Here is a 12,457-nt window from a genome sequence, read left to right as displayed (position 1 = left end):
GACTCGACATCTACTGAGTTTGGGTGTACTTTTGGACGTTGCGCTGGCTGCCTCCTGTCCACCCCTCGTCCGTAACGCTGCGAATGCTTCACACTTCAGCAACTGTGGCGAGTTTCGTTCGGGTTGTAAGCGGCGAAATTCGAAGCAGATACAGCGGCGGTCGCAACAGCAAGGGCGGCCCGCGTGAGGTGCTGGAAGGACGCATCTTGGCAGTCTCTAGCCAGACCAAGGCAGTTTCCGGAATCCCCGGAGCCCCGAAGAGGGTTTCCTTCGCGAAGATTCGCGAACCCCTCGAAGTTCCAGGGCTCCTCGATGTACAAACCGATTCTTTCGAGTGGTTGATAGGCGCGCAGAACTGGCGCGAACGCGCTGAGGCCCGCGGCGACAGCGAAGTCTCCGGTGGCCTCGAAGACATCCTCGCAGAGCTCTCGCCGATCGAAGACTTCTCGGGCTCGATGTCTCTGTCCTTCTCGGACCCGCGCTTCGACGAGGTCAAGGCCTCGGTGGACGAGTGCAAAGACAAGGACATGACCTACGCGGCGCCGTTGTTCGTCACCGCAGAGTTCATCAACAACAACACCGGTGAGATCAAGAGCCAGACCGTCTTCATGGGTGACTTCCCGATGATGACCGACAAGGGCACGTTCATCATCAACGGCACCGAGCGTGTTGTGGTCTCCCAGCTGGTGCGTTCCCCGGGTGTCTACTTCGACCACACCGTCGACAAAGCTACCGAGAAGGACCTGCACAGCGTCAAGGTCATCCCGGGCCGTGGTGCCTGGCTCGAGTTCGACATCGACAAGCGCGACACGGTTGGCGTCCGCATCGACCGCAAGCGCCGTCAGCCGGTGACCGTGCTGCTGAAGGCTCTCGGCTGGACCACCGAGCAGATCACCGAGCGCTTCGGTTTCTCCGAGATCCTCATGGCCACGCTGGAGAAGGACAACGCAGCCGGCACCGACGAGGCGCTGCTCGACATCTACCGCAAGCTGCGTCCGGGCGAGCCGCCGACCAAGGAGAGCGCGCAGACACTCCTCGAGAACCTGTTCTTCAAGGACAAGCGCTACGACCTGGCTCGCGTGGGTCGCTACAAGATCAACAAGAAGCTGGGCCTCAACACCGGGCAGCCGATCGTTGCGTCGACCCTCACCGAGGAAGACATCGTCGCCACCATCGAATACTTGGTGCGCTTGCACGCCGGCGACACCGAGATGACCGCGCCTGGCGGGGTCACGGTGCCGGTCGAGGTCGACGATATCGACCACTTCGGAAACCGCCGTCTGCGTACGGTCGGTGAACTCATCCAGAACCAGATCCGCGTGGGCTTGTCCCGCATGGAGCGAGTGGTTCGTGAGCGCATGACCACGCAGGACGTCGAGGCCATCACGCCGCAGACGCTGATCAACATCCGGCCCGTCGTGGCCGCGATCAAGGAGTTCTTCGGAACTTCCCAGCTGTCGCAGTTCATGGACCAGAACAACCCGCTGTCGGGGCTGACGCACAAGCGTCGTCTCTCCGCCCTCGGCCCGGGTGGTCTGTCCCGTGAGCGCGCCGGCCTCGAAGTGCGAGACGTACACCCCTCGCACTACGGCCGCATGTGCCCGATCGAAACTCCAGAGGGCCCGAACATCGGCCTGATCGGTTCGCTTTCGGTGTACGCGCGGGTCAACCCGTTCGGTTTCATCGAGACGCCGTACCGCAAAGTCGTCGACGGCCGAGTCACCGATCAGGTTGACTACCTGACTGCGGACGAGGAGGACCGCCACGTCGTCGCGCAGGCCAACTCTGTTATCGACGCCGACGGTCACTTCACCGACGAGAAGATCCTCGTTCGCCGTAAGGGCGGCGAGGTCGAGTTCATGTCGTCCTCGGACATCGACTACATGGACGTCTCTCCTCGCCAGATGGTTTCCGTCGCGACCGCGATGATCCCGTTCCTCGAGCACGACGACGCCAACCGTGCCTTGATGGGCGCGAACATGCAGCGTCAGGCGGTGCCGCTCGTTCGCAGCGAGGCGCCTCTGGTCGGTACCGGCATGGAGTTGCGCGCTGCCGTCGATGCGGGCGACGTCATCGTCAACGACAAGACCGGTGTCGTGGAAGAGGTCTCCGCCGACTACGTCACGGTCATGGCCGACGACGGAAGCCGCACGACCTACCGGATGCGCAAGTTTGCGCGTTCCAACCAGGGCACCTGCGCAAACCAGCGTCCGATCGTGGACGAGGGACAGCGCGTCGAGTCCGGGCAGGTCCTGGCGGACGGTCCCTGCACCGAGAACGGTGAGATGGCGCTCGGCAAGAACCTGCTCGTTGCGATCATGCCGTGGGAAGGCCACAACTACGAGGACGCGATCATCCTGTCGCAGCGACTCGTGGAAGAGGACGTCCTGACCTCGATTCACATCGAGGAGCACGAGATCGATGCCCGCGACACCAAGCTTGGTGCCGAGGAGATCACCCGTGACATCCCGAACGTCTCCGATGAGGTCCTCGCCGACCTCGATGAGCGCGGAATCATCCGTATCGGTGCCGAGGTTCGTGACGGTGACGTCCTGGTCGGAAAGGTCACGCCGAAGGGCGAGACCGAGCTGACCCCGGAGGAGCGACTGTTGCGTGCGATCTTCGGCGAGAAGGCTCGCGAGGTTCGCGACACGTCGCTGAAGGTTCCCCACGGTGAGACCGGCAAGGTCATCGGCATTCGCGTGTTCTCGCGGGACGACGAAGACGATCTGCCCCCCGGTGTCAACGAGTTGGTCCGTGTCTATGTGGCGCAGAAGCGCAAGATTCAGGACGGCGACAAACTCGCCGGTCGTCACGGAAACAAGGGCGTCATCGGCAAGATCCTCCCGCAGGAGGACATGCCGTTCCTGCCCGACGGCACACCGGTCGACATCATCTTGAACACCCACGGTGTCCCGCGTCGTATGAACATCGGTCAGGTTCTCGAGACTCACCTCGGCTGGATCGGCAAGACCGGCTGGAACGTGCAGATCGCGGGGGACGGTTCGCGTCCGGACTGGGCGCAGAACCTGCCCGAGGAGATGCTGTCCGCGCCGGCCGAGTCCAACATCGCCACTCCGGTGTTCGACGGTGCGAAGGAAGACGAGCTCACCGGTCTCCTCGGATCGACGCTGCCGAACCGCGACGGCGAGGTCATGGTCGCGCCCGACGGAAAGGCGACGTTGTTCGACGGCCGTTCCGGCGAGCCGTTCCCGTACCCGGTGTCGGTCGGCTACATGTACATCATCAAGCTGCACCACTTGGTCGACGACAAGATCCACGCTCGCTCGACCGGTCCGTACTCGATGATCACCCAGCAGCCGCTCGGCGGTAAGGCACAGTTCGGTGGCCAGCGCTTCGGTGAGATGGAGTGCTGGGCGATGCAGGCCTACGGCGCCGCATACACGCTGCAGGAGCTGCTCACCATCAAGTCGGACGACGTGGTGGGTCGAGTCAAGGTGTACGAAGCCATCGTCAAGGGTGAGAACATCCCCGAGCCGGGCATCCCCGAGTCGTTCAAGGTGCTCCTCAAGGAGCTCCAGTCGCTCTGCCTCAACGTGGAGGTGCTGTCCTCGGACGGTGCGGCCATCGCGATGGCGGACGGTGACGACGAGGACCTGGAGCGGGCCGCAGCGAACCTGGGCATCAACCTGTCGAGGAACGAAGCGGCGACGGTCGACGACCTCGCGAATTAGGTAGTGGTCTCCGGGCCGTGGGAAATCACGGCCCGGGGGCGTAGTCCACATTTGGAATTGGCAGTCAGGAATCGGCGGCCACCGCTGATCCACAATCCCTCTGGGGAAAGGAAGTTACGTGCTCGACGTCAACTTCTTCGATGAGCTTCGCATTGGCCTCGCCAGCGCAGAGGACATCCGCAACTGGTCTTACGGTGAGGTCAAGAAGCCGGAGACCATCAACTACCGCACGCTCAAGCCTGAAAAGGACGGCCTTTTCTGCGAGAAGATCTTCGGCCCCACCCGGGACTGGGAATGCTACTGCGGAAAGTACAAGCGTGTCCGCTTCAAGGGCATCATCTGTGAACGCTGCGGCGTCGAGGTGACTCGCGCAAAGGTTCGGCGTGAGCGCATGGGCCACATCGAACTGGCTGCCCCGGTCACACACATCTGGTACTTCAAGGGTGTGCCCAGCCGTCTCGGCTACTTGCTGGACCTCGCGCCGAAGGATCTCGAGAAGATCATCTACTTCGCCGCGTATGTCATCGTCGGCGTCGACGAGGAACTGCGTCACAACGAGCTGTCCACGCTCGAGGCAGAGATGCAGGTCGAGAAGAAGACGATCGCCGATCAGCGCGACGGGGACCTCGAGGCTCGCGCTCAGAAGCTCGAGGCTGACATCGCCGAGCTGGAGGCGGAGGGTGCCAAGTCCGACGTCCGCCGCAAGGTCAAGGACGGCGGAGAACGCGAAATGCGTCAGATCCGCGACCGTGCTCAGCGTGAGCTGGATCGTCTCGAAGAGATCTGGAATACCTTCACCAAGCTGAGTGTCAAGCAGCTCATCGTCGACGAGCTTCTCTACCGCGAGTTGGTCGATCGCTACGGCGAGTACTTCACCGGTGCCATGGGCGCCGAGTCGATCCAGAAGCTCATGGAGAACTTCGACATCGACGCCGAGGCCGAGTCCCTGCGCGAGACCATCCGCAGCGGCAAGGGGCAGAAGAAGCTTCGTGCCCTCAAGCGTCTCAAGGTCGTCGCCGCGTTCCAGGCCAACCAGAACTCGCCGACGGGCATGGTCCTCAACGCTGTTCCGGTGATTCCGCCGGAGCTGCGTCCGATGGTTCAGCTCGACGGTGGTCGCTTCGCCACCTCGGACCTGAACGACCTGTATCGCCGCGTGATCAACCGTAACAACCGGCTCAAGCGACTGATCGATCTCGGTGCCCCCGAGATCATCGTCAACAACGAGAAGCGGATGCTGCAGGAGTCCGTCGACGCACTGTTCGACAACGGTCGGCGCGGCCGTCCCGTCACCGGGCCCGGTAACCGCCCGCTGAAGTCCCTGAGCGACCTGCTCAAGGGCAAGCAGGGCCGATTCCGTCAGAACCTGCTCGGTAAGCGTGTCGACTACTCGGGTCGTTCCGTCATCGTCGTCGGCCCGCAGCTGAAGCTGCACCAGTGTGGTCTGCCGAAGCTGATGGCACTCGAACTGTTCAAGCCTTTCGTGATGAAGCGCCTGGTGGACCTGAACCACGCGCAGAACATCAAGTCGGCCAAGCGCATGGTGGAACGCCAGCGGGCACAGGTGTGGGACGTCCTCGAAGAGGTCATCGGCGAGCACCCCGTCCTGCTGAACCGTGCGCCGACGCTGCACCGACTGGGCATCCAGGCGTTCGAGCCGCAGTTGGTCGAAGGCAAGGCCATTCAGCTTCACCCGCTGGTGTGTGAAGCCTTCAACGCCGACTTCGACGGTGACCAGATGGCCGTGCACCTCCCGTTGTCCGCCGAGGCGCAGGCAGAGGCTCGCATCCTCATGCTCTCGTCGAACAACATCCTGTCGCCCGCCTCGGGTCGGCCGCTCGCCATGCCCCGTCTGGACATGGTCACCGGGCTGTACCACCTGACCCGGATGGACGAAGGCGCCGTCGGGGAACTCGCAGCACCCAAGAAGGACGAGGCCGAGCAGGGTGTGTTCTCCTCGCCGGCAGAGGCTCAGATGGCTGTCGATCGTGGCGCCCTCGATGTACAGGCGAAGATCAAGGTGCGGCTCACGCAGCAGCGCCCGCCCCGTGACCTCGAGGCTGAGCTGTTCCCCGAGGGCTGGAACTACGGCGACGGCTGGACCGCGGAGACCACGCTGGGTCGTGTGCTCTTCAACGAGCTGCTTCCTTCGGACTACCCGTTCGTCAACGAGCAGATGCCGAAGAAGCGCCAGGCCACGATCATCAACGATCTCGCCGAGCGCTACCCCATGATCGTGGTCGCGCAGACCGTCGACAAGCTCAAGGACGCCGGGTTCTACTGGGCGACGCGTTCGGGCGTCACGGTCTCGATCTCCGACGTCCTCGTGCCGCCGGAGAAGGCCGAGATCATGGAGTCCTTCGAGCAGCAGGCCGATCAGATCGAGAAGAAGTACCAGCGTGGTGCTCTGAACAAGACCGAGCGCAACAGTGCACTGGTCAAGATCTGGTCCGAAGCCACCGACGAGGTCGGGCGGGTGATGGAGGCACACTTCCCTGACGAGAACCCGATCCCGATGATCGTGAAGTCCGGTGCCGCCGGCAACATGACTCAGGTTCGTTCGCTCGCCGGCATGAAGGGCTTGGTGACGAACCCGAAGGGTGAGTTCATCCCGCGTCCGATCAAGTCTTCCTTCAAGGAAGGCCTGACCGTTCTCGAGTACTTCATCAATACGCATGGTGCACGTAAGGGTCTGGCCGATACCGCGCTGCGCACCGCCGACTCGGGTTACCTGACCCGTCGTCTGGTGGACGTCTCACAGGACGTCATCGTCCGCGAGGTGGACTGTGGAACCGAGCGCGGCATCGTCACCACGATCGCCGAGAAGCAGGCCGATGGCTCGATGATCCGCGATCCCCACGTGGAGACGAGCACGTACGCCCGCACCCTTGCGGCCGATGCGGTCGACGCCGACGGCAACGTCATCGTCGAGCGCGGACACGACCTGGGTGACCCGGCTATCGACGCGCTGCTCGAAGCGGGCATCACACAGGTCAAGGTCCGCTCGGTGCTCACTTGCACCACCGGCACCGGCGTCTGTGCCACCTGCTACGGCCGTTCGATGGCCACCGGCAAGCTCGTCGACATCGGTGAGGCCGTCGGTATCGTGGCCGCGCAGTCCATCGGTGAGCCCGGTACCCAGCTGACCATGCGTACGTTCCACCAGGGTGGTGTCGCCGGAGACGACATCACCGGCGGTCTGCCGCGTGTCCAGGAGTTGTTCGAGGCCCGCGTCCCCAAGGGCAAGGCCCCGATCGCCGATGTGACCGGTCGTGTGCAGCTCGAGGACGGCGATCGCTTCTACAAGATCACCATCGTCCCGGACGACGGCGGCGAGGAGGTTGTCTACGACAAGCTCTCGAAGCGTCAGCGTCTGCGTGTCTTCAAGCACGAAGACGGCACCGAGCGCCTGCTGGCGGATGGCGACCACGTGGAGGTCGGTCAGCAGCTCATGGAAGGTGCTGCCGATCCGCACGAGGTGCTGCGTGTCATGGGCCCCCGTCAGGTGCAGATCCACCTCGTCAACGAGGTTCAGGAGGTGTACCGGAGCCAGGGTGTGTCGATCCACGACAAGCACATCGAGGTCATCGTGCGCCAGATGCTGCGTCGCGTGACGATCATCGACTCGGGTGCGACGGAGTTCCTGCCCGGTTCGCTGACCGAGCGTGCGGACTTCGAGGCGGCCAACCGTCGCGTCGTCGCCGAGGGCGGCGAGCCCGCGGCCGGACGTCCGGTGCTGATGGGTATCACCAAGGCATCGCTGGCAACGGACTCGTGGTTGTCGGCGGCGTCCTTCCAGGAGACCACTCGTGTGCTGACCGATGCGGCGATCAACTGCCGCTCGGACAAGCTGATCGGTCTCAAGGAGAACGTGATCATCGGAAAGCTGATCCCTGCGGGTACCGGAATCAACCGTTACCGCAACATCCAGGTTCAGCCGACCGAGGAGGCCCGCGCTGCCGCGTATGCGGTTCCGTCGTACGACGATCAGTACTACAGCCCGGACGGCTTCGGCCAGGGCACCGGTGCCGCGGTTCCGCTGGACGACTACGGGTTCAGTAACGATTACCGGTAGGCGCTCTGCGTGTGGTTGACGGGCCTCGAGGCTCGTCGACCACATATACGAAAGCGTGTTGGCCCCACCCCTTTCTCTTCGGGGGTGGGGCCAACATTTTTTCGCGACGACTACTCTCGATTACACCTGACCGATATGACTGAATCGTTGAACGGAGGCCAGGATGTCGGAGAGAAAGAGGATCGATCGCGTCAAGGCAGAGTCGGCACTCGAGGTGGTGAGAGAGAGTCCCGCGATCGCGCTCATCACGGTGGCGCCGGCGCTGGTCGTGTTCGGCGTGGTGTGGTGGCTGCTCGGATTCGGGTGGGCACTTGTGCTGGCGATTGTGCTCGGAGTCGTCGCGGTCGCCGGACGGAAGTTGTTCTGACGCCGCTACCTGGGGATGTGCAGTGTGGTCAGTAATGCCGCACGCGAGGTGAGCTCGTCCCATTCACATGGCACCGTGAGCACGGCGAGTGCCGATGTCGGGAACTTCTCGCGTATCAGGCGGGCAGCCCCGGTGTCGAGGTCGTCTGCCAGGTCCAATGCCGTCAGAGGCATCCCCGGAGCATGGCCGACTACCAGCAGAGTGCGCACCGCAGGCTCGATCTGAGCGATTTCCTCCAGAACCCGCCCCGGGTATGCGCCGTAGAGACCGTCGACCACTCGGGTGGGGGCGTCGATCCGCGTGGCCTCGAGTGTCTCGCGGGTGCGGCGCGCGCTCGAACACAGTACGGCGTCGATCGTAGGTTGATTCGACCTCAACCATTCGCCTGCCAGTCCGGCCTCCCTCCGCCCGCGCGTCGTGAGGGGGCGTTCGTGATCCGTGGCGCTCTCCGAATACCCCGCCTTGCCATGGCGCATCAAGATCAGGGTGCGGTCGGGTGCCGGGGAATTCGCGGACATGGGTCGACGCTAGATCAGGTTTCCCGCGATCGCGAGTGGGCGGGGGTTAGGATCTGCCGAAGATTCCTCCACGGAATACCCGAACACCCGAAGGCGGGCGAATGCACCGTTCGGCGCACTGGAAGCGTCGAAGCAAACGTGCGTTCGGGCTGTCTACTCTGACCGACACGATCTGGGGGCGATGAACATGTTGGCCATGAAGACCGAATGCCAGGCGTGCCGTGCGCCGCTGCGAAACGATTCCGATGCCGCGATCTGCAGTTACGAATGCACATTCTGCAGTGCCTGCACTTCCGAGATGAACAATCTGTGCCCGAATTGCGGAGGAGAGCTGTGTGCGAGGCCTCGCCGCACAACCGGAGCGGTGCAGATCAGCCGTCGCGCACCTGCACGAATCCTCCGCTCTCTCAGAGCCCGTCGGTGAACGGTTGATCTCGGTCCGAGAGCTCAGCTGATCGGCTTCGCCGAATCTGGTGACTCAGGTGATATCGGCGATGTCGTGTGCAGTAGTCCGACATGGGCAACCGCCCGCAGGGCATCGTCGACCAGAAACCAGACGGTCAGCGATGTGTCGTTCCGGCGGAACCGCAGGACGATCTTGTCGGTCGAGACGATCGGGGCAAGGTACTCGAGTACAGCGCGATGAGGATTGTCGACGAGTCGGCCACCGCCGGGATGTTCGTGGTCTGCGAGCAACTCCTCCACGGCTTGCCAGTAGACCGCATTGTTGACGTGGTCGAATGGGTCGATGTCGGTGCGACGCAACACGAATTCGTAGTCCTCGACATCTTCGCCGTCGGCGGCGGGAGCGTTCTCGACGAGCCAGCGCTTCCACTTGAGTCTGTGCTCGTCGGCGGATTCACCGAGGCTTTCGATGAATTCGTCGTCAATCCTGGTGGGCATTCCGGTGTCGGGGCTGATGTGGATCCAGAAGCCTTCGGTCTCGATCAGGGCGCCTGATTCGCCCTCGATCTGCACCCGCATGTTCGTCCATCGCGTCGATAGCGCAGAGCACCAGCGACGAAGATGCACCCGCTCTGGCCAGACGGCGGGTCGCACAATGTCGATGACGGTCCGCCGGACGATCCACAGAGGGTGACTGTCGGCCGCTTGTGCTGCTTCGAGGTTGTCCAGCCCGACATCTTGTAGGTATCGCGCGATCCCATCGAGGCGCAGTCGCTTTGCAGCGTCTATATCGCCTGTTCGGACAGGCCAGGAGGCCTCGAAGAATCTACCGCGTGAAGGTGGAACTGCGAGTGGTCGGTCGAGTGCCAAGATGCTGTTCCTTCTGTCGTGGGCGTCGTCCGCATTCTCCCATCATGCGACGGCGGCTGTTGGAGGGAACAGTTCTTCACGTCCTCGAGATTGGCGGATCGGTCAAAAATTACGTCCACCTCGCAAGCGTTTTGCATGCGCAATGGTTGCACTTGGACAATGGTTGCACTTGGCTAATAGTTGCATGAGCGCTAGCATTTCAGTGTGTCTGACGCCACTGCTGATCTTCTCTTCGAACTCTTCAACGATTTCTTCACTCAGGTGATGAACGAGGGGGAGTTGATGGACAGCCTCTTCGAGCTGGACCTCACCTTCACGCAGGTGCGGATCCTCTTCGCGTTGGCTCATCGCGGCGAACCGCTTCCGATCAACGAGGTTGCGGAACAGCTGGGGCTGTCGGTGGCTGCGGCAGGTCGAAACATCGATCAACTCGTGAAGCTCGGCCTGGTTGTCCGCCGGGAGGATGAGCGTGACCGGCGCGTCAAGCGGGTGTCGTTGTCCGCCGCAGGTCACACGGCAGCGACCCGGCACATCGAATACAGACGTGAACAGTTGCGTCGTTTCGCGTCGCTGATTCCGGAGGGCGACCGGTCTCGACTGATCGAGGCGCTGAGACCTGTCCTCGCCGCCAATGCTCTGAGAGAACTGAATCAGGAGAAAGGCTATGACATCGCCGAAGGAGGCGCCTGCGGCGCCTGACAAACTAGACGGAACGCTCCTCAAGATCGCGTCCGTCGTGGTACTCGGTGCCACCATGTCGATCCTTGACGTGACTGTGGTCAGCGTCGCGCTCACAACGTTCACGCGAGAATTCAACAGTACGTATGCCACCGTCGCGTGGACGATGACCGCCTACACGCTTGCGCTGGGGGCCGTCATTCCGGTGACCGGATGGGCGGCCGACCGCTTCGGAACCAAGCGCCTCTACATGACGGCTTTGGCGTTGTTCGTCGTCGGTTCCGTGGCATGCAGCATGGCGTGGGACATCACCTCGCTTATCGGCTTCCGCGTTCTTCAGGGGCTTGGCGGCGGCATGCTGATGCCCCTCGGAATGACGATCCTGACCAGGGCTGCGGGCCCAGACCGGGTGGGTCGGGTCATGGCGGTGCTCGGCATCCCGGTGCTGCTCGGTCCCATCGGTGGCCCCATCCTCGGTGGCTGGTTGATCGAGGTCGCGAGCTGGCACTGGATCTTCCTGATCAACCCGCCCATCGGCCTTGTCGCCATGGCGGCCGCATACTTCATTCTGCAGCCCGACGAGCCATCGCCTTCGGAATCGTTCGACTTCGTCGGAATGCTGCTGCTCTCACCAGGTTTGGCGACATTCCTGTTCGGTGTTTCGTCCATCCCGGATGTCGGAACGGTGGCCTCGGCCAGAGTGTTGGTGTCCGGTGCGATCGGACTCACGCTGATCGTCGCGTTCGTACTCCACGCGCTGAACAAGGACCATCCGCTGATCGACCTGCATCTGTTCAAGGACCGGCAGCTGACCGTTGCGGTGATCACCATGTTGATGTTCGTCGTCGCGTTCATGGGTGCCGGACTGTTGTTCCCGAGCTACTTCATCCAGGTGGGTGGGCACACCACACTTGGCGCCGGTCTGCTGATGGCGCCGCAGGGTATCGGCGCGATGCTGACCATGCCGATCGCCGGGTGGCTCGTGGACAAGATCGGTCCGGGCAAGATCGTGCTGACCGGGCTGCCGCTGACCCTCGTAGGGTTGGGTGTGTTCACTCAGGTGGCAGCCGATACTTCGACGTGGTTGCTGATGGGTGCGCTGTTCGTGATGGGTCTGGGAATGGGCTGCACGATGATGCCGCTGATGACCGCGGCGCTCGTGACACTTTCCAATGAGCAGGTGGCGCGCGGTTCGACGCTGGTGAACATCGTGCAGCAGACAGCGACCTCGATCGGGGCCGCGGTGATGTCGGTTGTGCTGACGAATCAGATCCTGAGCCACCAAACCGCTGGACTAGCAGCCGCGTCGCGTGGCGGTACGCCGGAGGCGGCGCAGATCGTCGCGCAGACGCCGCCGGAGGTGCTGGCCAACGCATTCTCAGAACTCGCCGACGCCTTCGGCAACACATTCGTTGTCGCGGCGGTCCTGATACTGCTGACATTTATCCCTGCGTTCCTGCTGCCGCGCAAGAAGTCGGAGAATCCGGACGTCGAGACCGAAGGCGCTCCGACGGTCATGATGCACTGAGCCTGCCCCCTCTTACCGCGCTGGGTGGTCTGGATCACTGACAATTCGGTTGCGCTGTAGTTGCACCTAGGCGATAGTTGCGTGAGCGCTAGTACTTGTGGGTGCCTGGCAAGACTGCGTGATCTGTTCTTCGAATTCCGCTCTCCGAGGTCGTGGAAACGATGCGACTCTCGGTGGCTGCGGCGCGCCATTTGGCACGTCGAACGCAAGCGAGATCAGCTGCACGGTTCGCGTTTGTTGATTCCTCGAGACCGACCGAACTCGACTGATCGAAGCACAACAACCGATCCTCACCGAGGATGCCCTGCGAGAACTCAACCA

At 62.7% G+C, this 12,457-nt stretch carries 8 protein-coding genes; 6 read left to right on the top strand and 2 right to left on the bottom strand.

Going from position 1 to position 12,457, the window contains the following annotated elements:
* The first annotated feature begins 188 nt into the window (after positions 1-188).
* The 3 genes from rpoB (at position 189) to BFN03_RS12230 (ending at position 8,137) form a co-directional block, all read left to right on the top strand.
* Complete coding sequence (gene rpoB / locus BFN03_RS12240) at positions 189-3,695, top strand: DNA-directed RNA polymerase subunit beta (protein ID WP_070380873.1); 3,507 nt, start codon at positions 189-191, stop codon at positions 3,693-3,695.
* Positions 3,696-3,813: 118 nt separating this feature from the next.
* Positions 3,814-7,770 carry a DNA-directed RNA polymerase subunit beta' gene (locus BFN03_RS12235; protein ID WP_070379225.1) on the top strand — a complete coding sequence of 1,319 codons (3,957 nt, stop codon included), beginning with the start codon at positions 3,814-3,816 and terminating at the stop codon, positions 7,768-7,770.
* Positions 7,771-7,933: 163 nt separating this feature from the next.
* On the top strand, positions 7,934-8,137 hold the full coding sequence (locus BFN03_RS12230) for a hypothetical protein (protein WP_070379224.1): 204 nt from the start codon (positions 7,934-7,936) through the stop codon (positions 8,135-8,137).
* 5 nt (positions 8,138-8,142) lie between these two features.
* Here the strand turns inward: BFN03_RS12230 and BFN03_RS12225 are convergent, their stop codons facing one another.
* A complete protein-coding gene (locus BFN03_RS12225; protein ID WP_070379223.1) occupies positions 8,143-8,655 on the bottom strand; it encodes a SixA phosphatase family protein in 513 nt (170 codons plus the stop codon).
* A 181-nt stretch (positions 8,656-8,836) separates the two neighbouring features.
* Here BFN03_RS12225 and BFN03_RS20215 point away from each other — a divergent pair, with 181 nt between their 5' ends.
* Positions 8,837-9,079, top strand: coding sequence for a DUF1272 domain-containing protein (locus tag BFN03_RS20215; RefSeq protein WP_332309174.1), 243 nt, complete (start codon positions 8,837-8,839; stop codon positions 9,077-9,079).
* Positions 9,080-9,102: 23 nt separating this feature from the next.
* Here the strand turns inward: BFN03_RS20215 and BFN03_RS12220 are convergent, their stop codons facing one another.
* Positions 9,103-9,930, bottom strand: a complete 828-nt coding sequence (locus BFN03_RS12220) for an acyl-[acyl-carrier-protein] thioesterase (RefSeq protein WP_070379222.1) — start codon at positions 9,928-9,930, stop codon at positions 9,103-9,105.
* A gap of 264 nt (positions 9,931-10,194) precedes the next feature.
* Here BFN03_RS12220 and BFN03_RS12215 point away from each other — a divergent pair, with 264 nt between their 5' ends.
* Both BFN03_RS12215 and BFN03_RS12210 read left to right on the top strand, forming a co-directional pair.
* Positions 10,195-10,629 carry a MarR family winged helix-turn-helix transcriptional regulator gene (locus BFN03_RS12215; RefSeq protein WP_442971885.1) on the top strand — a complete coding sequence of 145 codons (435 nt, stop codon included), beginning with the start codon at positions 10,195-10,197 and terminating at the stop codon, positions 10,627-10,629.
* A complete protein-coding gene (locus BFN03_RS12210) occupies positions 10,595-12,136 on the top strand; it encodes a DHA2 family efflux MFS transporter permease subunit (RefSeq protein ID WP_070379220.1) in 1,542 nt (513 codons plus the stop codon). The genes BFN03_RS12215 and BFN03_RS12210 overlap by 35 nt, the downstream gene beginning before the upstream one ends.
* Positions 12,137-12,457: the final 321 nt, after the last annotated feature.

Origin of the sequence: Rhodococcus sp. WMMA185, from assembly GCF_001767395.1 — a bacterium.
In the GTDB taxonomy this organism is placed as follows: domain Bacteria; phylum Actinomycetota; class Actinomycetes; order Mycobacteriales; family Mycobacteriaceae; genus Rhodococcus_F.
This window is presented reverse-complemented; position numbering and strand designations above follow the sequence as displayed.